This is a genomic window from Bacillus sp. z50 (genome assembly GCF_058313585.1).
This window is the reverse complement of record NZ_JBZFQL010000002.1, coordinates 591,335-607,868: the sequence shown is the minus strand read 5'-3', so window position 1 is coordinate 607,868 and position 16,534 is coordinate 591,335. Positions and strand designations below refer to the sequence as shown.

Below are 16,534 nucleotides of genomic sequence, written 5' to 3'. Positions count from 1 at the left end.
CATGCGTTTTGAAGAGTTAAATCTGACTGCGTTTGGTCATTTTACTGATTACCCGGTTAACTTTCAGCCAAATCAATCTTTACACGTAGTGTATGGAAATAATGAAGCTGGAAAGAGTACTATGCTGCGTTCTATTACTCAACTCTTGTATGGCATTCCGCATAATTCTAAGGATTCATTTTTACATCCCAATTCCAATTTACGTATAAAGGCCAGCCTATCCAATTCATCGGGTAATACTCTGTCCTTCATACGAAGGAAAGGAAAGTCAAAGACCATTCTTAATGAGGCGGGAGAAGCATTACCAGATAATGTTTTATTACCGTATATAAATGTGCTGTCAGAGGAAACATTCCGAAATATGTTTGCACTCAATCATGAAACTTTGCGAGAAGGCGGAGAAGCTTTGCTTGAGTCAAATGGAAGCGTCGGAGAGAGCTTATTTGCTGCAGCTTCAGGGATAAATACAGTAAAGAAAATTATGCAGGAATTTGATTCGGCAAGTAAAGAATTATATAAATCAGGTGGTTCAAAACCAAAAATAAACGAATTATTAAAGAAAGAAAAAGAGTTAACTCGCCGACTTAATGATTCGCAAATGCTCGCCAGACAATGGATGCAGCTGGAGGATGATTATCTTCATGGTAAGAAACAGCTGGATGAATTAAGAGAGCATTACCTCCAGGTAGACGCAACTCTAAAAAAATTATCGAAGTTAAACCAAGCTGCTCCTATTCTTATTGAAAGAGACAGATTAATAGAGCAACAAAAGAGCTTCACTGAAATTCCGGATTTACCCAACGATTTTAATTTACAAAGAGAAAATGTATTAAATGAATTAAAACATGCTGATGAAAATGCCAAAATATCCAATACAGAAATAATGGCGCTTGAAGAGAAGTTAGCCAAACTGGATATCGATGAAAAACTTTTAACATGTGAGTCTAGGATTCAATCTCTTTTCAGCCAAGTTGGTGCATACGAGAAAGAGAATAAAGACTTACATGTAAATGAGGCAAAGGCTGAGCAGGCACTCAATCGGATGAACGATATTCTCCTTAAGCTGGGCTATAGTAGGGTAGATAGTGTCAATATTGAGGATTTTAGAATTGCCATTTCTCGCAAAGAAAAAATCCGTATGCTTTATAAGCAATATGGGATTTTACATGAAACGATAAAAGAAATAAATAAACGACATGAAAGTCTAAAGGAAACTGTTGCTTTAAAGCGTGCGGAATGGGAAGGTTTTGGAGAAGTAAAGAATATTGCCAAGCTTAAACTTGTGCTTGACCATGCCCAGATAGAAGGAAATATTGAAAAAACCATAGATGTTTTATCAGAGGAAATGAAGGATCTTAAAGACAAATCAATGGAAGAGCTAAACTATTTACCACTATGGGATGGTTCGGTAGAGGAGTTTGATTCCTTTTACATTTCCATTTTAGAAGAAACTATTAATCAGTACATCGGGCAACTTGAAAGATTTAATGAAGATAAAACAAATTTAGAGCGCAGTATTAAGGTTGAAAAAACGATTATTTTGGAAGCGGAGAAATCGATTGCTGAATTAGAAGCTTTGTCTGTTATTCCTACAGAAGATGATTTAGAGAGAACCCGTCAGATTCGCGACCATGGTTGGAGCTTAATTAAGAATAAACTTAAAGGTGAAGACATTGATCGTGAAGCAATTAAGGAATACTGCAGTCAGCAAGAGGTAGAAGAAAAATTTGAGCATGATTTAAAAACAACGGATGAACTTTCAGATACTATGTGGAAAGAATCTGCAAAGGTGGGCATGAAGAATAAGTCGTTGCAGGATATAAAGAGATCTGAAACCAAAATTGCAGCTGCAGAGACACAGCTGCAGTTCCTTAAAGATGAGATGAATCTGTTTTTTCAACAGTGGAATGAGCTATGGCAGCCGTTCGGTATTGAGCCATTATCGCCAACTGAAATGAAAGAATGGGTAAGAAAATACACGGTTATTAAGCAGAATCAAGGCGAATATAAAAAGAAACAGAAACTTTGGGATGAGCTGACAGAAAAACGATTGGCTATCAAAAGCCGTTTATACCTTGCCCTGTCAGAAGTAATCGATGATCTAGATACTCAAGTGTCAGAATGGACACTCACAGACTTAATAAGAGAAGCAAATAGAGTAGTCCATTTAGCAACAGAGCGTTTCAATGAGAAGAATTCATTGGAAAAAGAGTGGAAGAGCAAGGCTGCTGATCTTAAACAAATCGAGCAGGAGCTGGCGAGCAAGCAAAGTGAATTAGTCAATTGGAGAGAAGCATGGGAGGATGCTACTAAACCCTTGCAAGTTGAAAGTCAGGCTCCGATTGATTACACAATGGAAAGGCTTGATAAGTACAATGAATTGACTACTACGTATGATGAATGGGCAGATATCAATAGCAAAGCAAAAGCTGGCATGTTATTTGTACAGGATTATGTAGATCATATCAGAATTGTAGCTAACACGTTACAGTTACCTGAACCAATAAATATCCAATCCTTTATCTATGATTTAACGAATCAGTTGCAGGAGCAGAAAAAGTGTAAGCAAAATCAACTCGAATGGCAAGGACAATTGGATAAACGGAAAAAAGAATATCGGTTAGCGAAGGATAAGAAAGAGATGGCGCTTAATCGTCTTGATGAATTGTTACAGACAGCAAGTGTAAAGACCATCGAGGAAATGCAAATTATTGAAGATAAATATCGACAAAAGCAAAAGCTGTCTGCAGAACTGATCAATCTGGAGAAGGTGTTACTTGAGATTGGCAATGGCTTATCGATTCAAGAAATGAAGGATGAAATAGACAAGCTTGATTTAGATTTTATGGAAAGTGAAATGGCAGAATTAAAGGCAGAGCTTGCAGATTTGGAAGAGAAAAGAACGGAACAGAACCAAATCTTTGGTGTATGCAGAAAAGAATATGAAGAAAAGATTAAGGGAAATTCATATGCAGCTGTTCAGGCCGCAGAAGAAAGAGAAAGTATCCTGGCTGAGCTCGCAGAATTGACCGATCAATATGTCCAAAAAAAATTAGCTACATTTGTATTACAGAAGGGAATAGAATATTTCCGTTCCGAAAATCAAAATCCGATTTTAACAAAAGCATCAAAACTGTTTGCAAAATTAACACTGAACTCCTTTGAAGGATTGACTGTTGATTATAATGAAAAGGATGAAGAAGTACTACTGGGTTTAAGAAATAACGAGAAAATTGGAATAGACGCGATGAGTGATGGAACAAAAGATCAATTGTATTTATCCTTAAGAGTTGCAAGCATAGAAAAATATTGTGAGGAAAATGAACCTATTCCATTTATTGTCGATGATATTCTTGTTCACTTTGATAATGAACGTTCAAAAATTACGTTATCTATCTTAAAAGAATTATCGAAAAAAACTCAAGTTATCTTTTTCACTCATCATTATCATTTATTGGATTTGTTGGAGGAAACATTGTCGCATGAGGAGTATCAATTGATTCACATTCATAAAGAGGCCGTCATGAGCTGAAATTAAAAGAAGACCAATTCAAACTTTATGAATTGGTCTTCTTTTTCTTGGTTCACTTTATTATTTTGTATTTTCTTTCTCAGTGATTTCAGAGATTTTATTCATGTTGTCCTGTAATTGAAGCTTTGTGCTTGATTTACTTAAGAACTGATATAACATTCCTACAAATATTGCTCCACCGACAATATTACCCAAAGTAACAGGAATCAAATTGTAGATGGCATTTCCGATTGTAATGGTATCAGGATGTGGTGATACTAATGCAATTGAGAATAATGATAAGTTTGCAATGCTATGTTCAAAGCCTGATGAGAAGAATAAAAATACAACTGCAATCATCATTGCCATTTTAGCTCCGTCACCTTTTACTTGGCTAGGCAAGTAACAAGCTAAACAAACAAGCCAGTTACAAAGGATTCCTTTAAAGAATAAAGCTGAAACAGATCCATGCATTTTATAAGAAACAATTTCGTGCATTAAATGCTCGTTTGGAATGTGGCTGAATATGCCTGTAAGGTAAAATAAAATGGCAAAGAAGATTGCCCCAACAGCATTGCCAAGATAACAAGCGCCCCAGTTTCGGCCTAAATCTCTGAGAGTTACCTCATTACGCATATAAGCGACAGTGAAATAAGCGGTATTACCGGTAAATAGCTCTGCCCCACCGTAAATAATGAGTATTAATGCGATACCAAAGAAAAGTGCCGGGAATAGGTATGCAAAAGGTGAGTCGGCTACCCTGAAATATTCTCCTGTTCTAAAGCAGGTAATGATTACAAACCCTACAAATATTCCTGCCATCATCGCTCTTAAGAAATAATGAAGAGGAAAATGGTCTAACAGCCTTTTCTTTTTCTTTGCAAGGGCAACTAAATACTGTAATCCTTGTTCTTCCATGATGTTAAATTCCTCCTATGCTGAAAAAACGTCTACTAAATAAACTACTATGACTTCTATAATTAATCAATAAGCTTGTGAAATTATTCACTTTTCTGATAGCCTCTTTTATTCAAATAAGGTAAACTTGCGTAAATCTTGTGATTATCTTCCACCGAATACGGGTAAGGTAAGTATAAGGATGGTGATTATCTTGAAAAGTAAAATCTTAAAAAGAGTTATTGCAGCAGCTGCACCTTTCGTGATCAGCTATATTACAAAAAAATTAACCAATAAGAAAAAAGTAGCTTAAAGGACGGGCAATAATGCTCGTTTTTTTTATGTTATCTTACCTTGCCCCAAAGAATTGCGAAATACTTAAACGGACACTAATTGACTGTAATTCACTACATATGAGAAAATATGACTGTTTGATTAAAACTTATGATTCGCCTATTCACATATTATTTTTTTACATGGTATATTTGATAAGATGGATTTTGATTTTAATAAGAATTGTTAAAGTGGTTATTTTCTTTTTACAACATCAAAGTATCATTGGAGATGTAGATCCAAGATGAATAGATTTATGAAGTTTTACTATATATAAAAGGATGGCTTACATGACAAATTTAAAAGAACAGATAGAATCAAGAAGAACCTTTGCAATTATTTCTCACCCTGACGCAGGTAAAACGACGTTAACAGAAAAGTTGCTCTTATTTGGTGGCGCAATCCGTGACGCTGGAACTGTAAAAGGACGTAAAACCGGTAAATATGCGACAAGCGACTGGATGGAAATTGAGAAGCAGCGTGGAATTTCCGTAACCTCTAGTGTTATGCAGTTTGACTATAATGGGACCCGTGTTAATATCCTCGACACACCTGGACACCAAGATTTCAGTGAAGATACGTACCGTACATTAATGGCTGTTGATAGCGCAGTTATGATTATTGATGCTGCCAAAGGGATTGAAGCACAAACATTGAAATTATTTAAGGTTTGTCGCATGAGAGGAATTCCTATTTTCACATTTATTAATAAAATGGATCGCCAAGGTAAATTGCCGCTTGAGCTATTGGCTGAGTTGGAGGAAGTGCTTGGAATAGAATCCTATCCAATGAACTGGCCAATCGGGATGGGTAAAGACTTCTTCGGTATTTATGACCGTTATTATAACCGAATTGAAATGTTTAAGGCTGAAGATGAAGAGAGATACTTAAAATTGAATGAAGAAGGCGAAGTAGAAGATGAAAATCACTCTATTGTTGAGTCTCCTTTATATGAGCAAACATTGGAAGAAGTGTTATTGTTAAATGAAGCAGGAAATGAATTTTCGCGTGAAAAAGTCAGAAATGGTGAATTAATTCCTGTATTCTTTGGAAGTGCCCTTACTAATTTTGGCGTTCAGACATTTTTGGATACGTATTTAGAGTTTGCGCCAAAGCCTCAGCCAAGACCATCATCCGTGGGGCCGGTTGAACCCGTTCAGGATACTTTTTCAGGATTTATATTTAAAATCCAAGCAAATATGAATCCGATGCACCGTGACCGAATTGCCTTTTTGCGCATTTGCTCAGGTAAGTTTGAACGTGGGATGACTGTTCAATTAAGCCGAACAGGCAAGCCTATGAAACTTAATAATTCAACACAATTTCTTGCAGAGGAAAGAAACAATATTGCTGAAGCAGTAGCAGGAGATATTATCGGATTATATGATACAGGAACCTATCAGATTGGTGATACGCTAACTTCAGGAAAAGAAGCATTTTCTTTCGAACGTCTGCCACAATTTACACCTGAAATGTTTGTACGTGTCAGCGCTAAAAATGTATTAAAACAAAAGCATTTTCACAAGGGAATTAATCAGCTTGTACAGGAAGGTGCCATTCAATTATTTAAAACAGTTGGGATTGAATCCTATATTCTTGGAGCAGTCGGACAGTTACAGTTTGAGGTATTTGAGCACCGTATGAAAAATGAGTATAATACAGAAGTTATCATGGAAAGAATGGGTGACAAGATTGCCCGTTGGACAACGAATGAAAAAATCGATGAAAAGCTTTCAAGTTCAAGAAGTCTTTTGGTACGCGATCGCTATGATCAATATGCTTTCTTATTCGAAAATGACTTTGCACTGCGTTGGTTCCAGGAAAAAAATCCTTCTATAGAACTATATAATCCAATGGATCAGCACGAACGTTAACTAAATTTAAGCAGGATTTAGCCTATATAGGGTTAAATCCTGCTTTTTTCTGTTATATAACAATTAACCGTTGACATATTTTTCTAAATATTCTTACAATAGTGGAAAGAAGATTAGGAGAGTGAAACAATGAAACATGTCTATTTTTTTACCGGGTTTCCAGGTTTTATTTCAAATCAACTAATAAGAGAGCTAAAAAAACAGGATCAGTTATTTAATAAAGTGATTGCTATTGTACTGCCGTCTGTGTGGCATAAGGCTGTCAGTGAAAGATTAAAAATTATAAACGAGTTCAATTTAGATGAAAATCAGTTTATCCTTATTGAAGGAGACATCACCAAACCCGGTTTAAACATCAGTAAAAAAGAAAGCGGTTTCAAAAAGGGAGAAATTACCCATTTTTTTCACTTAGCTGCGATTTATGATTTAGCTGTTCCAAAAAATATAGCCTATTTGGTGAATGTCGATGGAACACACAATGTAAATGATTATGTATTGACCCTTCCTAACCTATTGAGGTATACCTATTTTAGTACAGCTTATGTAGCTGGAAGACGTGAAGGAAAGCTGTATGAGCATGAATTAATTAAACCAGATAAATTTAAAAATTATTATGAAGAAACCAAATATGAAGCAGAAGTCCTTGTTCGAAAGATTATGGATCATGTTCCTGTTACAGTCATTCGGCCGGGTATCGTAAAAGGAAATACCCTAACTGGAGAAACCATTAAATTTGACGGCCCATATTTTATATTAAATTTCCTCGACAGAATCAGATACCTTCCAATTATCCCTAATATAACTAAGTCAACCTGTGTGATCAATTTGGTTCCTGTTGACTATATAATAAAAGCAACAGCTTATTTAACTTTAAGCCCTAAAGGTGCTGGAAAAACATATCATTTAACGGATCCTAATCCATATACGGTTACAGATATTTATAAGTTGTTTTTGAAAGGGTATAATGGAAAACGACCAATTGGGTATTTGCCGTTCGGGCTGACGAAAATGGCTTTATCAATCAAGCCAATAAGAAAGTTTCTGGGTGTGGAAGTTGAATCACTTGATTATTTCACCTGGAAAGGAGAATTTGATTGTGTACAGGCACAGGCTGATTTAGCTGAAGGAGGCATTGTATGTCCTGATTTTAAGGAAGGTGTAGTGCCAATGGTTGAATATTATAGAGCCAATAAGAACAATCGGGCGTTTCATATAGAGATTACATAATTAGAGGAGGAACAAAGTTGGAAGCCTTGAAAGAAATGGTAAATGTATATGCTCCTGCAACGGGAGAACTGATTATGCAGTATGAGGAGATGCCGGCTAGTCAAGCTGGTGAAATAATGAATAAATCCAAAGGGGCTTTTCTTTCGTGGTCACAATTAGATATAGACGAACGTTTACGCTATCTAAAGCAGTTGCGGCATACGATTGTGAATAGACTTGATGAAATTGCTGAGCTCATTTCAAAGGATACAGGGAAAGTCAAAACAGATGCATTAGTGGCTGATATCATGCCTGCCCTCGATGCTATTAGTCATATTGAAAAACATGCGAAAAAAACATTTAAGGCACAAAAGGTTCGTACACCTTTTTTGTTAATGGGTCATAAATCGAGTATTCATTATATGCCAAGAGGCTCTGTGCTTGTTATCTCACCATGGAATTATCCATTCCTTTTGGCTATGGTTCCTGTTGTATCCGCGCTTGCAGGCGGTAATACGGTTATTTTGAAACCATCAGAAGTTACTCCGGCAGTGGGTAAGTTAATTGAAACATTGTTTAAAGAAGCTGGATTTCCTGATCATGTTTTTCAAGTAGCCCATGGCGGTAAGGAACTTGGTGCCAGTCTTACGAAGCAAAAGCCTGATTATATCTTTTTTACAGGGTCTGTAGGTACGGGACGTATTATTCAGGAAATAGCAGCACGAGATCTTATCCCAACCACTCTTGAGCTCGGTGGAAAGGATCCAATGATTGTGTTTAGTGATGCTGATTATAAGCGTGCAGCAAAGGGGGCTGTTTGGGGAGCATTTACAAATAGCGGTCAAGTTTGTATGAGTGTAGAGAGATTGATTATCCAAAGAGAGGCGCTTGAGCCATTCTTACAGGAGTTACTTCCAATTGTTAATCAATTAAAGCAAGGAAATGGAAAAGAATCAGATATCGGTTCTATGACCTCAATACAGCAAATATCTATTGTAAGAGAGCATATTGAAGATGCCCTATTAAAAGGCGCCACTCTCCTGACTGGTGATCCGCCTTCTGAATGGAATGAAAATTCCATGTTTATTAAGCCGATTGTTTTAACAAATGTTTCAGAGGATATGCTTGTGATGCAGGAGGAAACATTTGGTCCGGTTCTGCCTATACTGACTGTTGAAACAGAAGATGAAGCTATACGAGCCGCTAATCATTCCAAATACGGATTAAATGCAAGTGTTTGGACAACAAATAAGGAAAAAGGACGGCTGACAGCTAAGAAGCTTTTGTCAGGTGCTGTGTTAATTAATGATGTTTTAATAACAGTTGCCAATAATAATCTTCCATTTGGCGGAGTTAAAGAAAGCGGAATAGGCAGGTATCATGGGGATCAGGGTCTTCGTATATTTTGTCATGAAAAAGCAGTAATGGAAGATATGGGCCTCAAAAAATCGGAGATTCAGTGGTATCCTTATGAAGGGAAATATGAACATTTCCATGCACTGTTAACAGCCTACTTTGGCAAAAGGAAATCGATGATGAAGGTAATCAAGGAATATCTGAAATTAATAAAACTATCAAAATAAATACTATCTATGAGTTAATACTTGCGCTTGTATCCAGAAGCCAATATAATAGGTATACAAACTTCATACAAACCTTTCAAAGGGGAGTAGCGTTAGGGAAACCTAAAACAAAGTCGTCAGTACGTGGTTTTTACCATCGGCTTTGTTGGCATTTTTACAATGTCTAGCAAGACCTTTGTCAAAAAAGAATTACTTTTTTGGCATGGGTCTTTTTTGTTGGTTTGGAAAATAAAAGGAGGTTTACTTATGGATTGGGCAATAATTTTAGAGTACGCCTGGGTATTATTGGTGTTAATTGGACTTGAAGGAATTCTTGCAGCCGATAACGCAGTCGTAATGGCTGTAATGGTTAAACATCTTCCGAAGGAACAACAGAAAAAAGCTTTGTTTTATGGACTAATTGGTGCGTTCGTCTTTAGGATCGGTTCCCTGTTCCTGATTTCATTACTTGTAGATTTATGGCAAATACAAGCAATTGGAGCTGTATATTTGCTCTACATTATGATTAATTATTTAGTGAAACACTATTTCTTGAAATCTGAAGATGAAGCGGTCAAGGAAAAAAAGAAATCCGGTTTCTGGATGACTGTTCTAAAGGTCGAGGTAGCAGACTTGGCATTTGCAGTAGATTCCATGCTTGCAGCTGTTGCTTTAGCTGTAACTCTACCGGCGGTAGGGTCGTTTAATATCGGCGGTATCAATGGTGGGCAATTTATTGTTATGTTCCTTGGAGGATTTATTGGATTAGTTATTATGAGGTTTGCTGCAACACAATTTGTTGTACTATTGAACAAGCGACCATCTCTGGAAACAGCTGCTTTTCTAATTGTCGGCTGGGTGGGGGTTAAGCTGGCTGTCATGACATTAGCACATCCAGGTGTTGGAATTCTTGACCATCATTTCCCAGAGTCTACAACTTGGAAAATCATATTCTGGGGTGTCTTAGTATCGATTGTGGTTATTGGATACCTCGTATCAGGTAAAGATTTGAAAGCTAAAAATCAAATTGACCAGGAAATGTAAAATTACAAAGATATAAATTAATAGATTAAGTGAAGACCCGGGATGCATGATTATGTGCGTTCCGGTTTTTTTATTTTTGCAACCACTTGGATAAAATTTGGTTATAACCCCTATATACGGAAATTTGTGTACGTATGATATAGCATAATAAATAAACCGACCAAGCATTATTTATAACAAATGAAGAGTGAAAACATCCCACAAAGACCATACATTGCAACATATGGTATAATTTGTGCAGGGATGAGGTGAACATAATGCTTGGTATGCTTTTTCCGATTCTGAGAAAAAAGCAGGATTTAACAGAAACCGTACTCTTAATACAAGAAGGGGATCTGGAATTAAGAAATAATTTGCTTAAAAAATACAAACCCTTTATTAAAAAATCTGTTTCATCTGTATGCCGGCGTTATATCCGAGAAACAGATGATGAATTTAGTATTGGTCTAATTGCTTTTAACGATGCAATAGATAAGTTTTCACCTGATAAAGGAAATGGCTTATTGCCATTTGCAGATACGGTAATCCGAAGAAGAGTTATAGATTATATAAGGTCACAATCAAAAAAAATGAATGAACTGTCTTTTGAAATCCAACATGTTTCAGAAGATGAATACATACAAAGTCCATTAGATATAGAAAAATCAATTGAAAACCATCAGAGACAATTAAACTCCGAAAATTTAAAGGATGAGATTATTCGATATACTGAATTATTAAAAATCTTTCATATAACCTTTGACCAATTAGTCAAACATACACCAAAGCATGTGGATGCAAGGAATAATGCCATAAAAATCGCTAAAACAATAGCAGATGAGCCTTTGATGCTTCAATATGTCATAGACAAGAAAAAACTGCCTATCAAAATGATGGAAGAAAAAGTTGAGGTTTCAAGAAAGACAATTGAACGCAACCGCATTTATATAATAGCTATGGTTTTGATTTTAACGGGAGATTATTTGTTCTTAAAGGATTACTTGAAGGGGGTTCTTTCAAATTGAAGTGTGGAATCATTATGCAAATATCATCAACGGAAATTACTGTATTGACCCCTGAAGGCGATTTCATTAAATTGAATAAAGAACGCAAAGACTATCAAATCGGTGAAGAAGTCAGGATTGATGTTACAAACTCAAAACCAATATTCAGCAAGAAGAATGGATGGAAATTAAAAATACTGGTTCCAGCATTAGCAGCAGCTGTTTTTTTAATAGTTTGTTTCTTTCCTGCGTTTTTAACTAATTCAAAGGTATCAGCTTATGTCAGTATGGATGTTAAATCAAGTATCGAACTTGGTATAACAGACGAACTAAAAGTGGTTGAAGTAAAGGGAATTAACGAAGAAGGGAAAGAAATTATAGCAAGACTTAAGGAATGGAAGGGCAGAGATATGGACGATGTTATCAGTGAAATGGTTACTTTAAATCGCAGTGCCGGGCATCTTAAAACCAATTCCAATATCTTGTTCTCCACCGTAATGATTGAAAAGGATAATCGAAATTTTGAATATTCCTTACAGAAAAAATTAACTGATACTCAGGATATCCCGCAAATTGATAATTCCGTGAACATTGAAATGAAAAAGGCCTCTGTTAAAGATAGACAGGAAGCAACAGATAAAGGGATTTCTACGGGTACATACCTAGAGCAAACCAATAAGAAAACCAAGAATCAGCCTTCAACTGGAGTAAAGAAAAATGATAAAATTAAAGTAACAGAAGAAAAAAGCAATCATAAAAGCTCAAGTGTGGAAAAAGTTGAAATAAAACAGCAAACCAGTAACAGTAGTGACCGAACCCAAATTCCGAATAAGTCTGCAGTCATTCAGGAAAATAAGCAAGGATCTGTTGAAGTGCCTAAAAAGGCGGGCACCGTTACAAAAGATGCTAAAGCTATACATACTACAGAAGAGAAGGCTGTAAAACAACAACATAAGGATAACAATTCAAAGCAGAGGCCACCCTCTAAAGACCAGCCTATAAACAAAGAGGTAAGAAAGGATACCATCCAGAAAGAAAGGAAAACCAATCAAAATAAAAGAGATACTGACCGAAACAAACAACAAGTAGATAAGCGAAATAAACCAAATAAGCAACCTTATAAAAGTCGGAAACAAGATCAGGTGGACAAGCGAGATGTCCGGAAACAAGATCAGGTGGACAAGCGTGATGTCCGGAAACCGCAGCATCAAAGAGGGAAGCAAGATGAACGTAATCAGAATCAGAAAAGAAAAGGAATGTATCAATAAATTCAGTCATTTACATAACTAATCAGAAAATGTCCGGTAAAATACCGGACATTTTCTTTGCCATATAAGGTTATTTAGTTTTTCCACTCATTTGCGCTTGTGCATGTTTAACGAGCTGTTTGGTTATTTCTCCTCCTACTGATCCGTTCGCTCGTGAGACCGTATCTGACCCTAACGTAACGCCGAATTCAGCGGCTATTTCATATTTATATTGATCAAGCATTTGCTGTACACCTGGTACCAATAATTTATTACTGCTGGACATTTCATTCACCTCACTACATATACTGTGGATTTTTGATTCCTCCACACCATTAATATGGATGAAAAACATGATCTAATGCAGTTTAAAGTATGGAGGAATAGGCATGGTTTCCCTTTTGATAAAGTATGAAATATTGCATGAAATAGATTCCTGAACAAATACTAACCGCATAAAGGAGTGTGTAAAATGAAACGTAAGGCAGAAATGAATGCGGTTAATAAACTGAGTAAAACCCCTAAAAAAAATCTACAGGAAACTGAGTTTTCTGCGGAATTTACACATGGTGAGAACCCAATGAAGGGCGCTAACCGTAATTCTAAGCGTGGTAAACAGGGAGAATAAAAAAATAGAGACTCGACGTTAGTCGAGCTCTATTTCTTATGAAAATACTGCTGAAGGTACATAAAACAGCTTGGACCCACCATGCTTTGGGTGGAAGTATGCAATCAACAAGGTCGGAGCCGTTATTATTTCGCCAGTTTCTAAATAATGATTCATATCAATAGATAGTTCATCAATCAGAACATGCTTGTACAGTTCTTTTTCGTTTAAATTCAGTGCCTTAAATTTCTCACCAACCAGATGAGGATTAGCCAAAACGGCCTGATAGATTGGAGATTTCTCATTTTTTGTCATGGAATATTCCCACCATGGTTTACGTGGTTTAAAGGTAAGTTGTGATAAATAATCCACTTTTAGTAAGGCAATCAGTGTTTTAAGGCTATCGGGATTCGTTACACCGATAAATTCGACGAGGCGCTTAAATAGATCCTCAGGCTGATGTCCAATGCGTGACCATTTTTTTTCTTCCCAATAACTTCCGAATTCTTGGAAGAAATCAAAAGGGGAGCTATAAACAGTGCCTACTATATACTCCATTCCAAGATCCATTCGGTGATCATTCCAATACTTTTCCAGTACATCCTCAACCTGCTTAATTTTAATAATATCGGAAAACGGCATTACATTATTGCTGACAATTTCGTATGGGGCTTGATCCATATATTGATAATCCCATTGTTTAGCCTGAGTTCTCAAGCCTGTGCCGCGAAGCATTTTTAAGAAGCCCAATTGAAGTTCCTCTGGCCGCATTTCAAACACATCATCAAATGTTTTTCGGAAGGAGCTATAATTTTCTTCGGGAAGTCCTGCAATAAGATCAAGATGCTGATCCACTTTCCCGCCATCCTTAATCATGGTGACTGTACGCTTTAATTTATCGAAGTTCTGTTTTCTTTTGACTAGTTCATTAGTATAATCATTGGTTGATTGGACTCCTATCTCGAAGCGAAATAGGCCGGGAGGAGCTTCTTTGTTTAAGTATTCAATTACTTCAGGCTTCATAATATCTGCTGTAATCTCAAATTGAAAAACGCAACCTGGTTCATGCTCTTTAATTAAAAATTCAAATATGTCGAGAGCATAGCTACGACTGATATTAAAAGTACGGTCCATAAATTTAATTGTTTTTGCTCCATTTTTCATCAAGAAACGGATATCTTCTTTAATATCTTCTCTATTAAAGAAACGTACGCCGGTTTCGATGGATGAGAGACAGAATTGACAGTTAAAAGGACAACCGCGGCTTGTTTCAATATACGTGATTCTCTTCGACAAGTTAGGGATATCTTCTTCAAATCTAAATGGTGATGGAATAGACTTTAAATCTACCTTTGGAGCGGCAGGTGTCAGGATAGGTTTTTCACCTTCAAGATACGCAATTCCCTGAACAGTGTGAAAGTCTTTATTGCCATCTATTTCAGCTATAAGATTTTTAAATGTGGCTTCTCCTTCACCTATTACGATGAAATCAGCGCCTGGGATATCTTTGAGCCAGAAAAATGGATCGTATGTTACCTCTGGACCTCCAAGAACAATATAGATGTCCGGATTGATTTTTTTGAGTATGGTAATGACTTTTTTAATTTCTTCCATATTCCATATATAACAGCTAAAGCCGATTACATCTGGCTTTTGGTTATACAAATCTGTAACGATGTTCATAACCGGATCTTTAATGGTGTATTCAATAATTTCTACATTGTACTCGGGTGCTGCATACGCTTTTAAATAACGAAGGGCTAAATTGGTATGAATATATTTGGCATTTAAAGTAGTTCCAATAATTCTCATGTATTTGTCATACTTCCTTTCACCGTTTGCTAACAATTCATATTATCATATTTGAGTATGGGTTTACAGTATTGGCGATATTTTACATGGGTTCTAAGATGGTACGGTTTAATTTTCAGTAGTTAAAAATGAGAGATGACCAAGGGAATAATGGAGTGTATGGGTAAAAGGTTTTGGGAAATATAGCGGTACAAAAAAGTCCTTCGGAATATTCATTATTCCGAAGGACTGCGATTCATGGATTTAGATAAATCATATTTTTGTTTATAAAAATGTAATAAGCCTTTTAATTTATAGAACATCATTTTAGTATGACGGGTGTTAAACTCAATCATTGGCTGTGTAATTGACTTGACTAATGTACTCGACAGGATGATTGTAATAATCAATGAAATTGCTGCTAATAGTATATAGTGTTCTGCAGTAGTGAAATATTCATTTAAACTTGTAAATCTAAAGGTCCGGACAAAAAAGCCATGCAATAAATATACATAAAGGGTTTGAGTGCCCCATCTAGTAAAGAAATAGCTACCCCTAGGTACAAGGGCCATAAAGCTGACGATCATAAGAGAATTAACGATGAAAAATCCAAGGCGCTTAAACATAGAAAGGAACGATACTGTCTCAATTTCCGAATAAGGCTTTGAACCGAGCAGCCACTGGGAGTCTATTTCCGGGAAAAATGAAAACCATATAAAAATTACACCAAAGGATGCCAAAGCGTAAAATTTACTTTTCACTGTTGTTATTTTTTGAAAATGTTCCTTCTGACTGTGATAACCAATCAGGAAAAATGGAAAGAAGACAAATGTTCGGGATAAACTCAGATAAGTAGAGATTGTATCAATATATCCCACAAGTAAAGCAAGCGCTATTGCTAATCCAATCCCTACTAAAGGTTTGAATTTTGTAAAGACGAAAAGCATTAAATTCCAAAAGAATAGACTTAACAGAAACCATAAGGACCAATTGGGTTCCAATGCTTCGAACTTAAGTGTTGATTTATCAAATAGGTAATAATAATAAATCGTATAGATAACCTGAAAAAGTAAATAGGGAAGAATCAGTTTAGTACTTAGCTTTTTTATATAGCCTTTTTTGTTAAAGCCTTTTGCAAAAAAGCCTGATAACAGTATAAAAGCAGGCATATGGAAGGTATAGATTGTAGTGTATAAAGCATAAATCGTTTCATTTTGATCAATATATGTTCGTAAAATATGACCAAAGACAACAAAAAACATTAATATGACTTTTGCGTTGTCAAAATAACTTTCCCTCTGTCTCATAGCTGCCTCCTATTATTCCCGGAAAAATTCTTTCTATTATTCCCCTTTATAATGGTAATCAAACAATTGAGAGATGAATTAGTAAAACCATCCATTTGAACCATTATTAACAATGTGATAATCGTGTATTTCCGTACTATAATCTATGTATCTGTACTATAAGAATATAGAT

General features: G+C 36.0%; 12 protein-coding genes and 1 riboswitch. Of the genes, 8 read left to right on the top strand and 4 right to left on the bottom strand.

Annotated features, from left to right (window positions below; genetic code table 11):
* The first annotated feature begins 1 nt into the window (after position 1).
* Positions 2-3,532, top strand: a complete 3,531-nt coding sequence (locus AC4G3N_RS08785) for an AAA family ATPase (protein ID WP_490551865.1) — start codon at positions 2-4, stop codon at positions 3,530-3,532.
* A gap of 60 nt (positions 3,533-3,592) precedes the next feature.
* On the opposite strand, the gene AC4G3N_RS08780 is transcribed toward AC4G3N_RS08785, so the two are convergent.
* On the bottom strand, positions 3,593-4,429 hold the full coding sequence (locus AC4G3N_RS08780) for a formate/nitrite transporter family protein (RefSeq protein WP_066100989.1): 837 nt from the start codon (positions 4,427-4,429) through the stop codon (positions 3,593-3,595).
* A gap of 602 nt (positions 4,430-5,031) precedes the next feature.
* Between AC4G3N_RS08780 and AC4G3N_RS08775 the strand changes: the two genes are divergently transcribed.
* The 6 genes from AC4G3N_RS08775 (at position 5,032) to AC4G3N_RS08750 (ending at position 12,678) form a co-directional block, all read left to right on the top strand.
* Positions 5,032-6,615: a peptide chain release factor 3 gene (locus AC4G3N_RS08775; protein ID WP_066100986.1), complete on the top strand. Its 1,584-nt coding sequence runs from the start codon at positions 5,032-5,034 to the stop codon at positions 6,613-6,615.
* A 129-nt stretch (positions 6,616-6,744) separates the two neighbouring features.
* Complete coding sequence (locus AC4G3N_RS08770; RefSeq protein ID WP_490551864.1) at positions 6,745-7,842, top strand: SDR family oxidoreductase; 1,098 nt, start codon at positions 6,745-6,747, stop codon at positions 7,840-7,842.
* Positions 7,843-7,859: 17 nt separating this feature from the next.
* On the top strand, positions 7,860-9,404 hold the full coding sequence (locus tag AC4G3N_RS08765; RefSeq protein WP_490551863.1) for an aldehyde dehydrogenase family protein: 1,545 nt from the start codon (positions 7,860-7,862) through the stop codon (positions 9,402-9,404).
* 69 nt (positions 9,405-9,473) lie between these two features.
* Positions 9,474-9,569, top strand: a riboswitch (yybP-ykoY riboswitch).
* An 81-nt stretch (positions 9,570-9,650) separates the two neighbouring features.
* Positions 9,651-10,427, top strand: a complete 777-nt coding sequence (locus tag AC4G3N_RS08760) for a TerC family protein (RefSeq protein ID WP_066100981.1) — start codon at positions 9,651-9,653, stop codon at positions 10,425-10,427.
* Between the two features lie 248 nt (positions 10,428-10,675).
* A complete protein-coding gene (sigI, locus tag AC4G3N_RS08755) occupies positions 10,676-11,431 on the top strand; it encodes an RNA polymerase sigma factor SigI (protein WP_225983669.1) in 756 nt (251 codons plus the stop codon).
* The gene (locus AC4G3N_RS08750) at positions 11,428-12,678 is read left to right on the top strand and encodes an anti-sigma factor domain-containing protein (protein ID WP_490558223.1); all 1,251 of its coding nucleotides are present in this window, start codon (positions 11,428-11,430) and stop codon (positions 12,676-12,678) included. Before sigI ends, AC4G3N_RS08750 begins: the two co-directional genes overlap by 4 nt.
* Positions 12,679-12,748: 70 nt before the next feature.
* Here the strand turns inward: AC4G3N_RS08750 and AC4G3N_RS08745 are convergent, their stop codons facing one another.
* Complete coding sequence (locus AC4G3N_RS08745; RefSeq protein ID WP_066100972.1) at positions 12,749-12,943, bottom strand: alpha/beta-type small acid-soluble spore protein; 195 nt, start codon at positions 12,941-12,943, stop codon at positions 12,749-12,751.
* A gap of 186 nt (positions 12,944-13,129) precedes the next feature.
* Between AC4G3N_RS08745 and ykzP the strand changes: the two genes are divergently transcribed.
* Positions 13,130-13,285, top strand: coding sequence for a protein YkzP (gene ykzP, locus AC4G3N_RS08740; RefSeq protein WP_175354219.1), 156 nt, complete (start codon positions 13,130-13,132; stop codon positions 13,283-13,285).
* A gap of 36 nt (positions 13,286-13,321) precedes the next feature.
* Here ykzP and AC4G3N_RS08735 read toward each other — a convergent pair whose 3' ends face one another.
* Complete coding sequence (locus AC4G3N_RS08735; protein ID WP_066100969.1) at positions 13,322-15,076, bottom strand: B12-binding domain-containing radical SAM protein; 1,755 nt, start codon at positions 15,074-15,076, stop codon at positions 13,322-13,324.
* 215 nt (positions 15,077-15,291) lie between these two features.
* Complete coding sequence (locus AC4G3N_RS08730; RefSeq protein WP_139891322.1) at positions 15,292-16,362, bottom strand: acyltransferase family protein; 1,071 nt, start codon at positions 16,360-16,362, stop codon at positions 15,292-15,294.
* Positions 16,363-16,534 lie beyond the last annotated feature (172 nt).